The sequence below is a fragment of the Cognatishimia sp. WU-CL00825 genome, from assembly GCF_040364665.1.
Classification (GTDB): domain Bacteria; phylum Pseudomonadota; class Alphaproteobacteria; order Rhodobacterales; family Rhodobacteraceae; genus Cognatishimia.
Genome location: NZ_BAABWX010000002.1, coordinates 133823 through 148714 on the forward strand (window position 1 = coordinate 133823; position 14892 = coordinate 148714).

The window sequence follows — 14892 nt, forward strand, 5'->3', positions numbered from 1 at the left end:
CCAGTGGTCGCATCAGCGACGGAACGGCAAGGGCTTTCCCAGTGAAATTTCTTCTGGGGATATCTGACAATCATAGGCCATGACTTCGACGCCCGCATCGACAGCTTGGTCAAAAGCGGTGGCATAAGTCGGGTCGATATCATCGGCAAGGGTTACAAATTCGGCGTCGGTGCGTTGCACCAAATAAAACATCAAAGCGCGGTGCCCTTGGCGCACCATTTCGGTTAGTTCCGCCAAATGTTTGGTGCCGCGGGTCGTCACGCTGTCGGGGAATTCCGCCATGGTTGGGGTGCGCAGCAACGTTACGCTTTTCACCTCGACATATAGGTCAGGCTTGTCGGTATCGGTCAGCAGAAAATCGATGCGGCTGTTTTGTCCGTATTTCACCTCGGGGCGTACCGTTACGTAATCCGCAAGCTCTGGTACTTCATGCGCCATCAAGGCAGCACGCAAGGCGCGGTTTGGCACCGACGTATCCACGCCGGTCATGTGCCCATTCTGATGATCGACAAGGCGCCAGCCATATTTTAGCTTTTTCTTGGGGTCGTCGTTGGGCTCCAGCCAAATCCGCAACCCGTCATCCTTCAGCCCCATCATTGATCCGGGGTTGGCGCAATGGGCGGTGACCTCGGTGCCGTCGTCCAGCAGCGCATCTGCCAAAAACCGTTTGTAACGACGCAATAATGTGGCGGGGATCAGGGGCTGTGAAAATTTCATGCCCCTGCCTAACGCAGCCCCCGCCATTGTCAAAGTGCTAGTTGCGGCCAGCCATCACACCGCCGTCCACATCCCATATCGCACCCGTGACCCAGGCGCTGTCCTCGGACAATAAATGCACAACGGTTTTTGCGATGTCTGCCGGGCGTCCAACCCGTCCAACCGGATGAAAAGCGTCAAAATTGCTGGTCAAAGTGTCTTCGATCTTATCGGCATCAATGAATGAGCCAAAAATAGGTGTCACCACAATGGCCGGTGAAACAGCGTTCACCCGAATGCCGTGATCCCCCAATTCCATGGCCAGATGCTGCGTCATTGCGTGCAGACCGGCTTTGGCCATCGAATAGGCAGAGCTGGGCGTCGCTTTGATCGCCTGTTTGGCCCACATAGAGCCGATCGTGACAATCGCGCCACCACCATGGTTCACCATATTCGCGGCCACGGCTTGGGTGATGAAAAACAGCGACCGGTTCAAGGCGTGATAGCGGTCATATTCCGCCGCATCATGTTCTAAGAATGGTTTTGGCGCAAACACGCCGGCTGCGTTGACCAATTTGTGGATATGGCCGCTACGGGCGTTAATCTGGACGATCAACGAGGCCACAGAGGTGTCGTTTTGTAGATCGACCTGCTGGGTTTCGACTTGGCCTTGCAAGCTTTCACGGGCGGCGGCAAGTTTAGCGGCGGATGATCCCAAGATGGTCACATGGTCGCCCTGCGCCAACAATGATTGGGCTGTTTCCAGCCCCATGCCCGAAGAGCCGCCAACGATATAAGTGGTTTTTAAAGTCATGAAGTGATTCCCTATCTACTGATAGGTAGTCAGTAGGCGTTTGCAGATCCAATCGTCAATCCCTATCTATAGATAGGTAGTCAACTCGGTGTGAACGCATGTCTTATTCAGAAACAGCCACTCGTATCCTCGACACCGCCGAACGCGTTGCGCGCCAAGGCGGTTACAACGCGTTCAGCTTCCGCGATATTGCCGCAGAAATAGGCATAAAATCAGCCTCAGTGCATTATCACTTCCCCACCAAAGAGGATCTGGGGGCCGCGTTGGCTGATCGTTACACGGATCGGTTTCTAGGGGCCTTAGGCGCGCCAGAAGATGCGGATGTCAAAACCATGGTCACCCGTTATATTGATGCCTGCGCCCATGCGCTAAAGGTTGACGGGCTAATGTGCCTTTGCGGCATGTTTGGCGCAGAAATCGAGCAATTGCCCAGCCCTGTGGCGCGCAAAACCCGCGCTTTCTTTGAACGCAACCTTGCTTGGCTTGCGGCGGTCTATCTTGCAGGTGGTCACACAGCCGCGCAGTCAAACCAAGCCGCTGCGCGATTGATCGCCACCACCGAAGGCGCGATGATCTTGGCGCGTGCGATGGACGATCACAGCCTGTTTGATTCCGTGACCGCCGATCTGACCTGAGACTTGACCCGCTTTCCGCTTGTTCAGGCAGCGCCGCGCGTTATCTTACTGTCAAAAAGGAAAGCCCCATGCCCAATCCAACCGCGGCCATGCTTGTCATCGGCGATGAAATTCTGTCTGGCCGCACCCAGGACGCCAATACAAACCATTTGGCCAAAGCACTGACAGAACGGGGCATCGATCTTAAAGAAGTGCGTGTGGTCAGCGACGAGCCTGCGGCCATAATTGCGGCGGTTCAGGCGTTGTCGGCGGGGTTTGATCATGTCTTCACCTCGGGCGGCATCGGGCCAACCCATGACGACATCACCGCCGATTGTATCGCCCAGGCCTTTGAGACACCAATTGATATTCGCGATGATGCGCGCGCTCTGTTGGCGGCACATTATGCAAGCACCGGGCGCGAGTTGAATGCCGCGCGACTGCGCATGGCACGTATCCCCGACGGGGCGACGCTGATTGACAATCCAGTCTCCATCGCGCCGGGCTTTTCTCTAGGCAATGTGCATGTGATGGCAGGCGTACCTTCGGTGTTTCAAACCATGGTCGCCAGCCTGTTGCCCAGTCTAACCCACGGCGCACCGCTTGTGTCCCAGACCGTCAAACTGTTCAAAGGCGAAGGAGATCTGGCAGGCCCGCTTGCAGAGCTTTCCGACTCCTATCCCGATCTGTCCATTGGCTCTTATCCCTTTCAAGAGCGGGGCATATATGGCTCAAATATCGTTCTGCGCGGGACCGATGCCGCACGGATCGCTTTGGCAGCAGATGCCCTAAGGGCGCAATTTCAATGACGCTGCCGAGTATCCAAACGCTTTATCAAGTCACCGAAGCCACTTGGCCCCCCGCAGCGGGCAGCTCGGCGCATGGTTTTACCATCCGCGACGGGCAGGGCGGCGGAAAACGCGTCTCTGCTGCGACACTCGAAATCGATCTGTCACAGGCTGATGTTGCCGGTGCAGAACAGGCCATGCGCCAGCTGAAGCAAACGCCGCTGTTTCAAGTGCGCGCAGGCGAAGAGGCGTTAGACGCGCAACTGGCGCAGCGTGGCTATCAGATCATTGATCCAGTCAATATTTACGCAGCTCCCGCCAGCGACATCGCAACGGAACTGCCGCCGCGTACAATCGCAATTCCTGCGTGGGAACCTTTGAAAATCATGGAAGAAATCTGGGAGGCCGGTGGTATCGGTCCGGGCCGTATCAAGGTTATGCACAGGGCCACAAGCCCCAAAACCGGGTTTCTCAGCCGGTTCAACGACGCGCCCGCGGGCACTGCCTTTGCCGCTATGTCAGATGGTATCACCATGTTGCACGCGCTTGAAATTCTACCCTCACAACGGCGCAATGGTTTGGCGCGCTGGGCCATGCGCCGCGCCGCCTATTGGACACTCGACAACGGCGGCCATACGCTTTCTGTGATATGTACCCAGGCAAATGACGCAGCGAATGGCTTGTATTTGTCGCTTGGTATGCACCTGATTGGGCAATATCATTATCGCATCAAGCCGGAGTAACCCATGACCGCATCCGCCCCCGTCACCGCCCTGAACCTGCCCATGGTCGATCCGCTGCCGCCAGAGGTGCAAAAATACTTTGATATCTGCCAAGACAAATTGGGATTGGTGCCAAATGTGTTAAAGGCCTACGCCTTTGACATCGACAAACTCAACGCCTTCACCGGGGTTTACAATGATCTCATGCTGGCGGATTCGGGCCTCAGTAAGCTGGAACGCGAAATGATCGCGGTGGTCGTCAGCGCGATCAACAAGTGTTTTTATTGCCTTGTTGCCCATGGGGCGGCGGTACGCGAATTGTCCGGCGACCCAAGTCTGGGCGAAAAGCTGGCGATGAACTACAATGTTGCGGATCTGCCAGCGCGCCAGCGCGCAATGCTGGACTTCTCGGTTAAAGTCACTCAGTCCAGCGCCCAGGTCCGAGAGGCCGACCGCCAATCGCTGCGAGATGCGGGCTTTACCGATCGTGATATTTGGGACATTGCCAATGTGACTGGTTTCTTCAATATGTCTAACCGCGTGGCCAGCGCCACCATGATGCAACCCAATCCAGAGTATCACGCCCAATTTCGATGACCAAAGCCAAGCTCTTTTCTTTGTTTCTTCTGTGCCCGCTTCCCGCTGCGGCGCTTGAACTGGCCTTTCCCGAGGGCAGCGTTCTAAGCGTTGATAAGGTGACCGAAGCAGGGGCCTATTCCATTCCAGACGGGCCTTATTTTGATGGGTTTCTTTCGACCCGCAAAATCAGCGGTTTTGTCTCGCGTCAGGTCTGGCAACTCGAAGGCGACGCGCTGACCACCGCGCAATTGATTGACCCTCTGCGCAATCAAATTCAGACCGCTGGCTTTGAGGTGCTGCTGGATTGTGAGGCGGCGACCTGCGGCGGGTTTGATTTTCGCTTTGAAATCGAAGTGCTGCCTGCTCCGGACATGTTTGTTGACCTGATCGACTATCGGTTTATGTCGGCCCTGCGGGAAACAGATGCAGGCCCCGAAGCCATCAGCGTTTTGGTCAGCCGCACGGAAACCCAGGGTCTGACCCAGCTGATCGCAGTGCAGCCCGGCCCAGAGCTGGAAAGCCTTGCACTTGGCAAACCCAGACTTGGGGCGCAGCTATCGCCCGTTGCGCAGCCAGATCCTGCCTTGCCCGGCGAAGTGATCAAAGCGCTGGACCTTGGTGGCCACGTCATCCTGAGTGATTTGGCCTTTCAGACCGGCTCGGCCCAATTATCTGACGGCCCCTTTGCGTCGTTGCAATCCATTGCAGACTTTCTGCAACAAAACCCAGAGTATCGCATCGCTTTGGTGGGTCACACCGACACAGTTGGGGCGCTGGACAACAATATGGCGCTGTCAAAACAGCGCGCCGCTGCGGTGCGCAGCCATCTGATAGAGGCGCTTGGGGTGGCAGAACAGCAATTGGATGCCCAGGGTGTTGGCTATCTTGCGCCCATCGCCACAAACCAAAGTGCCGAAGGCCGCGAAGCCAATCGCCGGGTCGAAGCCATCTTGCTAACCCCATAGCAACAGACAAAAAAATCCCCGACACTTGGCCGGGGAAGGAAGGCTATATAGCCTCGGGGGGAATTTCAAAAAAGGGTGGGCGACACTACCAGACGCTTGGGCCTTTGTCTGCAAAGGCATGCACCAGAAAGTCGATAAAGGCGCGCACCTTGGGCTGGGTAAAGCGTCCGGGCGGATAGACCGCATAGATGCCTTGGGTTTCCATCGGCAATTCCGGAATAACGTCTTCGACCAAACCCTGTTCCATGGCTTCGGCATACAGAAAGCTTGGCAAATAGGCGATGCCCAAACCCGCCACTGCGGCGTTCAGCAAGGATTGCCCATCATTCACACTCAACCAACCGGCCGTGCGCACCTGACGTTTTTCACCCGAAGGCGCTGTCAGTTTCCACACCGCCCCATTGGACTGGCTGGAATAATGCAGCAACTTATGCTCGTTCAGATCGTCGATTTTCTGCGGACGCCCGTGTTTGGCAATATAATCTGGGCTGGCAATCATGCGCCGCGTGGTGTCTGTCAGTTTTCTGGCCCGCAACGAACTGTCTTCCAGTTCCCCAATGCGGATGGCCATATCAAAGCCCTCTGATATCAATTCCACATAGCGGTTGTTCAGCACCATATTCACGGTGATTTCCGGGAAGTCCGACAGGAATTCTCCGAGCACCGGGCTTAGGTGGTTCACCCCAAAGTCGGTGGCCACGCTGATGCGCAACAGACCCGAGGGCGCTGATTGCATCGAAGTCACAAGCGCATCCGCTTCTCCAGCGTCATTTAAAACGCGGCGAGCACGGTCGTAATAGGCCAATCCAATTTCCGTTGGGCTGACCCGGCGTGTGGTTCGGTTCAAAAGCCGGGCACCAAGCCGGGCTTCTAAACTTGATACATGTTTAGAAACCGCGGATTTAGAGATCCCCATCTTCTTGGCCGCATCGGTAAACCCACCTTGGTCTACAACCGTGGCAAAAGCTTCCATTTCCGTTAGGCGATCCATCTGGCAAATCCTTTAGTCTCATTTGTTGACCTAGGTTTGACGATGAAATGCGGCACGAAAGGGGCAGTGCGCAGACAATATCAGGGTTTTAGCAAGGATCGTTTAGGGCGCGGAAACAGCGCAACAGTGCGGGCGATTTGCGCCCATTATGCAGAAAACACCGCCGCAAACTGCTGCGCACCGACGCGTGAAAATCGCACAATACGACTGTTTTCTTGACGTTTGGCCCATCCCTTGGCGATAAATTCCGCCAACAATGCCCGGCCCAGTTTCCCTGCCAAATGGTTCTCGCGGGCGCTCCAATCCAGGCATTCTTTGCAGATTGGCGCGCGTCCTGGGGGTAATGCATCCAGATTGATTCCCAATTCGGAAACAAAGCGGGCACCAGAATCTGTCAGTTCCAGGCCAGATTTGGCCACTTTCAGATGCCCGCGCCGCTGCATCGTCCGATACATTTGCACCCCCATCTCCCCTGCCAAGTGGTTATAGCAGACCCGGGCGCGCCGCATGTCAGCGTCCCTTGGGCCGGTGCGGCTGCGCAGATGACCATGGCCGGCGGCCAATCCCATCAAAGCCTCCAACACCTGCGCCACATCCTCTGAAGCCAGGGTGAAATATTTATGCCGCCCGGATTTGCGTACTGTCACCAGCCCGCCATCCAGCAGTTTTGCCATATGACTAGAAGTGGTTGGCAAAAGCACGCCCGCCTCATGCGCCAATTCCGTGGCCGTCAAAGCCTTGCCGCTCATCAAGGCGGATAGGATATTGGCGCGGGCGGGGTCGCCGATCAGCGCGGCGATACGGGCGATATCTGGACCTTCCTTCATGGTTTGATCATCACCGAACCATAGACGTGTTGCAAGTGGCTAAACTGGGGGCCCACAGAAAGGCCACATCATGCTCACCTGCATCATCCGCTACCAGATCGATCCCAACAAACAAGACCAATTTGCCCAATACGCCCGCAATTGGGGCCAGGCCATTCCGCGCAATGGTGCGGATCTCATTGGCTATTACACCCCGCACGAGGGCTCCAGTACCCTAGCCTATGGGATCTATAACATCGCCAGCCTGGCCGCATATGAGGCCTATCGCGCCCGGCTTGCGGCTGACCCCTTTGGGCGCGCCAACTATGCGTTTGCCAAGAAAGAACGATTTATCTTGCGCGAAGACCGCTGCTTCCTGAAACTCGCCTCAACCCCACATGGAACGTCATCATGATCGCAGTCCTATTCGAAGTCGAAATCGCCGAGGGGCGCAAAGCCGATTACCTCGAAATCGCCGCCGAGCTCAAACCCCTGCTGGCCAGTATTGACGGCTTTATCTCTGTCGAACGCTTTCAAAGCCTGACAAACCCCGACAAGCTGCTGTCCTTGTCCTATTACCGCGACGAACAGGCGGTCAGTGACTGGCGTCGCCTCGAGAAACATCGCGGCGCGCAATCTAGGGGCCGCGCAGGCATATTCGCTGACTACAGGCTAAAAGTGCTGCATGTGTTGCGTGACTACGGCATGACAGACCGCGCCGAGGCCCCCAAGGACAGTCGCGGCCAACACGGCTAAGATTTCATCTTTCCTTAAATACTCTGGGGGAGTCGTTGAGATGCAATTTCAACGGCGGGGGCAGCGCCCCCTTAAAGCGCCGCAGCCAGACGCACACCCTGATTGATGGCGCGTTTGGCATCCAATTCTGCGGCCACATCCGCCCCGCCGATCACATGACAATTCAAGCCACGCTCTTCCAGCACATCTGCCAAGGCGCGATCCGGCAATTGCCCGGCACATAGCACCACATTGTCCACAGCGATCACCTCAGGGTTTTCATGCGCTTGCCCATAAGAGATATGCAGCCCCGCATCATCAATGTGTTCATAATTCACGCCGCCGACCATGCGTACCTTTTTCATCCGCAGAGCCATGCGGTGGATCCAGCCTGTGGTTTTGCCCAGCCCTTTGCCCAGCGCTTTGGCCTTGCGCTGCAACAGGATCACCTCGCGCGCGGCACTGCTGGGCTGCGCCCCCTCTGGCACCAGCCCACCGCGCATCCGTTCTGGGTCACCCACACCCCATTCCTTCAGCCAGGCCCCTAAATTCTCGCTTGGGCTTTCGCCCTCGTGCACCAGGTATTCCGCCACATCAAAGCCAATGCCACCTGCGCCAATCACAGCCACACGCGGGCCTACATCTGCTTTGTGTTTCAGCACATCCAGATAACTCAGCACCATCGGGTGGTCTTGGCCGGCAATGCCGGGATCGCGTGGCACCACGCCGGTTGCAAGGATCACCTCGTCAAAGCCCGTCAGGTCTGTGGCCCCAACAACTTGCCCCAGTTGCACTGTCACCCCCATCTCGCGCAGCATGACCGCATACCAGTCGACCAGCCCCCAGAACTCTTCTTTGCCCGGCACTTGTTTGGCCACATTCAATTGCCCGCCAATCTGGGTGTCGCGGTCAAACAGCGTCACCGCATGGCCGCGTTCCGCCGCCGTTAATGCCGCCGACAAACCAGCCGGTCCCGCGCCAACAACTGCGACGGATTTGACATCGGTGGCTTTGCTGATTTTCAATTCTGTCTCATGACAGGCGCGCGGGTTCACCAGACAGCTTGACATCTTGCCGCCAAACGTATGGTCCAAACAAGCTTGGTTACAGGCAATACAGGGGGCAATCGCGTCACTGCGTCCGGCCTGCGCTTTCACCACAAACTGGCTGTCTGCCAAAAACGGCCGCGCCATGCTGACCATATCAGCGCAGCCTTCAGCCAGAACCGTCTCGGCCACCTCTGGCGTGTTGATCCGGTTGCTGGTGATCACCGGAATACCAACCTTGCCCATCAACTTTTGCGTCACCCAGGCAAAGGCACGGCGCGGCACGCTGGTGGCAATGGTCGGAATACGTGCCTCGTGCCAGCCAATCCCGGTGTTTAAGATCGTCGCCCCAGCCGCCTCGATCGCTTGGGCCAGTTGCACCACTTCGTCGTGGCTCGATCCATTTGGGATCAGATCAATCATGCTGATGCGGAAAATGATGATGAAATCAGGACCCACCGCGGCGCGACACCGGCGCACCACTTCTATGGGCAACCGCATGCGGTTTTCATACGACCCGCCCCAGCGGTCTTCGCGCTTATTGGTATGGGTGACCAAGAATTGGTTCAGAAAATAACCTTCTGACCCCATGATCTCGACCCCATCATAGCCCGCCGCACGCGCACGCACTGCAGATGTCACCATGTCAGAAATCTGCTTTTCAATGCCCGCTTCGTCCAAGGCTTTGGGGGCAAACGGCGATATCGGCGATTTGATAGCTGAGGCACTGACGCAATCTGGCCCATAGGCATACCGCCCAGCGTGCAAAATCTGCATGGCGATCTTGCCGCCATGTTCATGCACCCGGTCTGTGACCACCCGGTGATTTGTGATGTCATCCTCGTTAAACAGCCCGGCAGCCCCCGGAAAAACCCCGCCTTCCGGGTTGGGTGCCATACCGCCGGTGACCATCAACGCCACGCCCCCGCGCGCCCGTTCCGCATAAAATTCCGCGACACGGTTCCAGTCTTTGGTTTCTTCCAACCCGGTGTGCATCGACCCCATCAACACGCGGTTTTTCAGCGTGGTGAATCCCAGATCCAGCGGGGCCAGCATATTCGGATAGCGTGTCATTTTAGTCTCCGGCTGTTTTGAAAACTGTGCCTTTGCAAAAGCGCCCTGTCACCCGCAACGCCGCGTCACCGGACCTAAGGTCAGGCACGATTTCGACAAGGCGGCGAGATCACGACCGCGTGATGCACGTATCTTTTGGCGAACAATCCTGCTAAACACATCTCGGGGTTGTCAGGTCTTTTTTCGATTGCTTGCTTTGTGGGTCACCTGCTGGGAGAAATCCCAGCCCCAACATTTCTTCTTACATGGTTTCCAAACAGTGCCTGCGAAAGGCCCGTTTCAGCATATCAAGTTCTGCGCGCAATAAATCCATTTCAGACCGAATATCCCCCGCCAATGCCTCGCCGGAAATCAAGGTGATCACCTCTAGGGTTTCGTCAGCAATGGCGTCGCGGATCAGAATGGTTTGCACGCCATCTGCCAAAGTGCTGGCTGGAATCGGTATGCGCAAGCCCCATTGCCCCTTGTCCATCTCTGACAAAACAACCTTTTCCAAAACTTGTTCCAGATGGGTGGCCTGAATGGTGGGCATCGGCAATTCCAAATCGCTTGCACTGACCACACCTTCCCAGATGCCCTCAAACAAACGAGTCTTTGTCAGCGTATAATCATTCATCGCTTCTTCCTTACATATCTGCCCGCGGGCGGCGGCTAAAAGTGACATCGCGCAGAATGACCTGGTTCATTTCCGGACCTTCAAAAATCAGATCGATCCAGGCCTTTTCAATGCGCTTTTCGTTTAGTTTTGAATAGGCCAGGTCAAACTCCACCATGATATCTTCCTCGTGCAGCGGCAGTTCACGCACGATCTGTTCAGTGTTCGGCCCATGTTTGATGTTCAAACGGGCAAAGATTTCCAGTGGTTTTTCCATTTCAACAATGGTGTCCATGCGGATCAAAAATTGCCGCGACAGGTCCTGAATGGCCTCCTTGGGAAGATCGACCACCAAGGACAAAAACGAACCGTCAAACCGAAAGACATCCAGCCGCACCCCAAAGGGTGCCAGATCTTTCTCGCGGGTGTTGCGCATCTGGCGCAGGGTCATTTCCGATATTTTGCAGTCGTGAAACAAGGTCACCTCATCACCAAGCGGCTCTTTGCTCTGCACCGCCACAATGCCTTTGGTGGGCAGGGATTCCCGCCAGATGCGTGGCCGCCAGGCCCAATCGGTGCCATGGGGCTTGGGAAAGGTATTTGACCCGATGATCGGCAGCGCAAGACGGCTTTCAGCCGTGGCAATCAACGTATCAAGATGGGTGCGCAACCGCCGGGCCTGAAACCGCCGGCGCCGTAATGTGGACAGGTCCATATCGACAACTTCGCGCGCAGACTGCGCCCAAAATCGCGCCACGCCACGTTGTAAAAATACCTGCCAAGCCTTGCCCGTCTTCTGTGCCATTCTGCCCCGCGTCTTATTGATACTGATGTCGAACTGGAAACAATTCGCGCTGCGTTGCTCTATTGTGTATCCGAATGGTTTATTTGAAACAAACGTCCATTCGGGTCCCTGGGCGCTTTATCGACATTTATTTTGTCCCTGTGCGCCTTTGTTGCAATCATGGCTATGTGTTTGGCAAGACGGACAAACATTTTGGCACCTGCCAACGCACCCTTCGTGGCTCAGATCTCAAAACCTCTATACCTGTGTCTGAAAACCCGTTAGGCCAAAGCTATGTCACAATATGCGCCTCACGAAGCTTTGATTCAGGCGGCCCGCGCCTCTGCCAGTTTGCCAAGATTGCTGGCCAGTCTTGTTATGCTTTTTCTCAGTATTGGTGCCTTTAATCTGGCCCTTGGACAAATCTTGCTTGGGCAAGTGGATGGAGACACCCTGATTTCTGAGATGGGGCAAGGCAGCACACCACGCGGCGTGCTATTGGTGCTGTTTTCCTTTCTCACATCAGTGGCCGCCCTTTGGGTTGTCTTGCGGTTGATGCATCAACGCGGTCTGCGCAGCCTGCTTGGGCCCGTGACGCTGGTCTACAGGGATTTCTTTCGCGTGATGCGTCTGGGCCTGATCATGGTTGCGGTGATCCTGATCCTGCCAGTACCCGAGGTGATGCGCCCGCATTTCAATCTGTCGTTTTCGCAGTGGTTGCCCTGGTTGCCGCTTGGGCTTACGGCGGTATTGGTGCAGGTCACCACCGAAGAGCTGATCTTTCGGGGCTATTTTCAAAGCCAGCTGGCGGCGCGCTCAACCCATCCGCTTGTCTGGATGGTTTTGCCCAGCCTGTTGTTTGGCTTTCTGCATTACAGCCCCGACACCTATGGCGACAATGCACTGCTCATCGCCATCTGGAGCATGGCTTTTGGCTGCGCCGCCGCAGACCTCACAGCGCGCTCCGGCTCTCTAGGGCCAGCGATCGCCCTGCATTTTGTCAATAATGTCAGTGCGATTTTGATAGTTTCGATGCAATCGCATTGGGACGGCCTGGCGCTATTGTCGACCTCTTATGCGCCGCAAAACACCGACATTCTGCGCGCGGCGCTTTGGACAGAGGGTCTGGCCCTGCTGTGTCTTTGGCTTGTTGCACGAATTGCCATAAGGCGCTGATTGCAATTCCTGTCATTGCAGCTTATTTCACAGATGTTTCGCGAACGTAGGGGTAACGCGTATGAACTGGATCACCAATTATGTCCGCCCGCGGATTAACTCGATTTTCTCGCGTCGCGAAGTGCCCGAGAATCTTTGGTCAAAATGCCCGGAATGCGGCACAATGCTGTTCCACCGCGAGCTCAAAGACAATCTGAATGTCTGCACGCAATGTGACCACCACATGGGCATTGCCCCGCGTGATCGGTTTATTTCGCTGTTTGATGGTGGGATTTTCACCGAGATTTCAGTGCCTGCGCCGGTGGCAGACCCGCTGCATTTCAAAGACCAAAAGAAATACCCTGACCGCATGAAGGCCGCGCAAAAGAAAACCGGCGAGGCCGAGGCCATGCTGGTGGCCGAAGGTGAAATGGGCCGCACGCCCATCGTGGCCGCTGCGCAAGACTTCTCGTTTATGGGCGGCTCGATGTCGATGTATGTCGGCAATGCGATTCTGGCCGGTGCTGAACGCGCCGTGGAAATGAATCGCCCATTTATCCTGTTTTCCGCTGCCGGTGGCGCGCGTATGCAAGAAGGCATCCTTGGCCTGATGCAAATGCCGCGCACAACCATCGCGATCCAAATGCTAAAAGAGGCAGGCCTGCCATATATCGTGGTTCTGACCCACCCAACCACCGGGGGCGTCACCGCGTCTTATGCGATGCTGGGCGATGTGCATATTTCCGAACCCAACGCGTTGATCGGTTTTGCCGGGGCGCGCGTGATCGAACAAACCATCGGTGAAAAACTGCCCGAGGGCTTCCAGCGCGCTGAATACCTTCTGGATCACGGCATGCTGGACCGTGTCACCAAACGCACCGAGCTGCGTGGCGAGTTGATCGCCATCACCCGCATGTTGCTTGGCAAGTCTCCGGCCATTACCGCAGATCTGCCTGCGCCTGACAAATCGGACGACCCCGCGGCAGAACCAGCACCCGCGGAAACTGCCGGCCAAGACGTACCCGCAACAGAAACACCTTAGTAACGTCGTTTTTTCAAGCTTACCAGACGCGCCCCGCATTGAGCCGGGCGCGTTTTTTATATAGCGCTATCTTGATTTCAAAGCCCATTTACAAAGGCCCGCCATGACCGCCCACACATCCGATGCCATCCTTGATCGTATGATGGCCCTGCACCCCAAGATCATTGATCTGACTTTGGACCGCATGTGGCGCTTGCTGGGGGCTTTGGACAACCCACAAGAAAACATTCCCCCGGCCATCCATATTGCGGGCACCAATGGCAAAGGCTCAACACAGGCGATGATCCGTACCGGGATCGAGGCCATGGGCAAAACCGCCCATGCCTATACCTCGCCGCATCTGGCCCGATTCCACGAACGCATCCGGCTGGCTGGCGATTTGATCACCGAAGATCATCTGACGGCGATGCTGGACGAGTGCTATGCCAAAAACGGTGGCATCAGCATCACCTATTTTGAAATCACCACCTGCGCTGCCTTTCTGGCCTTTGCGCGCAGCAAGGCGGATTACACCCTGCTCGAAGTCGGTCTTGGTGGGCGTTTGGACGCCACCAATGTGATCACACCAGCCCTGTCGGTGATCACCCCGGTCTCGATTGATCATGAACAATTTTTGGGCGACACCCTGCCAAAAATCGCCGCTGAAAAAGCCGGTATCATCAAACGCGGCGTGCCTTGTGTGGTTGGCCCTCAACAAGACGACGCGCTACAGGTGATCGAAGACACGGCGCAACGTCTGGGGGCACCGCTTTTGGTCTATGGGCAACACTGGCACGTCAGCACAGAACGCGGCCGCCTGATTTTCCAAGACGACAACGGCCTGCTGGACCTGCCGATGCCCGCGCTCTTGGGCGCGCATCAGGTCATCAATGCCGGGGCTGCGCTGGCAGCATTACGCCATATCGGCGCCGACGAGACCGCCTGCGAAGCCGCGATGACCAACGCCGTCTGGCCTGCGCGCATGCAGCGTCTCAAAACCGGCCCGCTGACCCAATCTGCGCCGGACGCAGAGCTTTGGCTGGATGGCGGCCACAACGCTGCCGCTGGCCAAGCATTGGCGGATCTGCTGGCCACATTGCCCCATGGCCCGACCCATCTGATTTGTGGCATGCTGAACACCAAAGATGTCACTGGCTATCTTGCGCCGCTGCAAACGCAGGCCCAGTCTCTAAGCGCGGTATCGATCCCTGGTGAGGCCAACACCTTGCCCGCCGAAGCCACCGCGTTGGCCGCTAAACAAGTTGGCTTCACCTCTCGGACCTCTGCATCCGTGCAGGCAGCCCTAGATGCTATCGTCGCCGAAAACCCGAACAGCCGCGTGCTGATTTGCGGCTCGCTTTATCTGGCGGGCAATATCCTGCGCGAAAACGGCTGAAGTCTCAGAAAAAAACTTTACGCCTAAGCCTTTGAAACGACTCACTTCTGCGAATCGCTGTGCCATTGATTCGCAGAAAACGAATCATCACCACTTGACCGATTCGCACAG

Annotated in this window: 17 protein-coding genes; 10 read left to right on the top strand and 7 right to left on the bottom strand. The window is 56.3% G+C overall.

The window, feature by feature from the left end; all coding sequences use genetic code 11:
* Window positions 1-12 precede the first annotated feature (12 nt).
* Complete coding sequence (gene sfsA / locus ABXG94_RS11330; protein WP_353534261.1) at window positions 13-717, bottom strand: DNA/RNA nuclease SfsA; 705 nt, start codon at window positions 715-717, stop codon at window positions 13-15.
* A gap of 37 nt (window positions 718-754) precedes the next feature.
* On the bottom strand, window positions 755-1510 hold the full coding sequence (locus tag ABXG94_RS11335) for an SDR family NAD(P)-dependent oxidoreductase (protein ID WP_353534263.1): 756 nt from the start codon (window positions 1508-1510) through the stop codon (window positions 755-757).
* 98 nt (window positions 1511-1608) lie between these two features.
* On the opposite strand from ABXG94_RS11335, the gene ABXG94_RS11340 reads away from it, so the two are divergent.
* From ABXG94_RS11340 to ABXG94_RS11360, 5 genes are all read left to right on the top strand, one after another.
* Complete coding sequence (locus ABXG94_RS11340) at window positions 1609-2145, top strand: TetR/AcrR family transcriptional regulator (RefSeq protein WP_353534265.1); 537 nt, start codon at window positions 1609-1611, stop codon at window positions 2143-2145.
* Window positions 2146-2213: 68 nt separating this feature from the next.
* Window positions 2214-2933, top strand: coding sequence for a competence/damage-inducible protein A (locus ABXG94_RS11345; protein WP_353534267.1), 720 nt, complete (start codon window positions 2214-2216; stop codon window positions 2931-2933).
* Window positions 2930-3655 carry a GNAT family N-acetyltransferase gene (locus ABXG94_RS11350; RefSeq protein WP_353534269.1) on the top strand — a complete coding sequence of 242 codons (726 nt, stop codon included), beginning with the start codon at window positions 2930-2932 and terminating at the stop codon, window positions 3653-3655. The genes ABXG94_RS11345 and ABXG94_RS11350 overlap by 4 nt, the downstream gene beginning before the upstream one ends.
* Before the next feature lie 3 nt (window positions 3656-3658).
* Window positions 3659-4231 carry a peroxidase-related enzyme gene (locus ABXG94_RS11355; protein ID WP_353534271.1) on the top strand — a complete coding sequence of 191 codons (573 nt, stop codon included), beginning with the start codon at window positions 3659-3661 and terminating at the stop codon, window positions 4229-4231.
* Window positions 4228-5178 carry an OmpA family protein gene (locus ABXG94_RS11360; protein ID WP_353534272.1) on the top strand — a complete coding sequence of 317 codons (951 nt, stop codon included), beginning with the start codon at window positions 4228-4230 and terminating at the stop codon, window positions 5176-5178. Before ABXG94_RS11355 ends, ABXG94_RS11360 begins: the two co-directional genes overlap by 4 nt.
* 85 nt (window positions 5179-5263) lie before the next feature.
* On the opposite strand, the gene ABXG94_RS11365 is transcribed toward ABXG94_RS11360, so the two are convergent.
* Window positions 5264-6169, bottom strand: coding sequence for a LysR family transcriptional regulator (locus ABXG94_RS11365; RefSeq protein ID WP_353534274.1), 906 nt, complete (start codon window positions 6167-6169; stop codon window positions 5264-5266).
* Between the two features lie 146 nt (window positions 6170-6315).
* Window positions 6316-6996: an ArsR/SmtB family transcription factor gene (locus ABXG94_RS11370; RefSeq protein WP_353534275.1), complete on the bottom strand. Its 681-nt coding sequence runs from the start codon at window positions 6994-6996 to the stop codon at window positions 6316-6318.
* A 70-nt stretch (window positions 6997-7066) separates the two neighbouring features.
* On the opposite strand from ABXG94_RS11370, the gene ABXG94_RS11375 reads away from it, so the two are divergent.
* Together ABXG94_RS11375 and ABXG94_RS11380 are read left to right on the top strand one after the other, a co-directional pair.
* Window positions 7067-7390, top strand: coding sequence for an NIPSNAP family protein (locus tag ABXG94_RS11375; RefSeq protein WP_353534277.1), 324 nt, complete (start codon window positions 7067-7069; stop codon window positions 7388-7390).
* Window positions 7387-7731, top strand: a complete 345-nt coding sequence (locus tag ABXG94_RS11380; RefSeq protein ID WP_353534279.1) for an antibiotic biosynthesis monooxygenase family protein — start codon at window positions 7387-7389, stop codon at window positions 7729-7731. Before ABXG94_RS11375 ends, ABXG94_RS11380 begins: the two co-directional genes overlap by 4 nt.
* Before the next feature lie 71 nt (window positions 7732-7802).
* On the opposite strand, the gene ABXG94_RS11385 is transcribed toward ABXG94_RS11380, so the two are convergent.
* From ABXG94_RS11385 to ABXG94_RS11395, 3 genes are all read right to left on the bottom strand, one after another.
* Window positions 7803-9830, bottom strand: a complete 2028-nt coding sequence (locus ABXG94_RS11385) for an FAD-dependent oxidoreductase (protein ID WP_353534280.1) — start codon at window positions 9828-9830, stop codon at window positions 7803-7805.
* Between the two features lie 241 nt (window positions 9831-10071).
* A complete protein-coding gene (locus tag ABXG94_RS11390) occupies window positions 10072-10446 on the bottom strand; it encodes a hypothetical protein (protein WP_353534281.1) in 375 nt (124 codons plus the stop codon).
* Window positions 10447-10456: 10 nt separating this feature from the next.
* Window positions 10457-11230, bottom strand: coding sequence for a DUF6478 family protein (locus ABXG94_RS11395; protein WP_353534283.1), 774 nt, complete (start codon window positions 11228-11230; stop codon window positions 10457-10459).
* A gap of 273 nt (window positions 11231-11503) precedes the next feature.
* On the opposite strand from ABXG94_RS11395, the gene ABXG94_RS11400 reads away from it, so the two are divergent.
* The 3 genes from ABXG94_RS11400 (at window position 11504) to ABXG94_RS11410 (ending at window position 14781) form a co-directional block, all read left to right on the top strand.
* Window positions 11504-12385 (top strand): CPBP family intramembrane glutamic endopeptidase, encoded by an 882-nt coding sequence (locus ABXG94_RS11400; RefSeq protein ID WP_353534284.1) that lies wholly within the window; start codon window positions 11504-11506, stop codon window positions 12383-12385.
* 61 nt (window positions 12386-12446) lie between these two features.
* Window positions 12447-13406 (top strand): acetyl-CoA carboxylase, carboxyltransferase subunit beta, encoded by a 960-nt coding sequence (gene accD / locus ABXG94_RS11405; protein WP_353534286.1) that lies wholly within the window; start codon window positions 12447-12449, stop codon window positions 13404-13406.
* A 103-nt stretch (window positions 13407-13509) separates the two neighbouring features.
* The gene (locus tag ABXG94_RS11410; protein ID WP_353534288.1) at window positions 13510-14781 is read left to right on the top strand and encodes a bifunctional folylpolyglutamate synthase/dihydrofolate synthase; all 1272 of its coding nucleotides are present in this window, start codon (window positions 13510-13512) and stop codon (window positions 14779-14781) included.
* Window positions 14782-14892 lie beyond the last annotated feature (111 nt).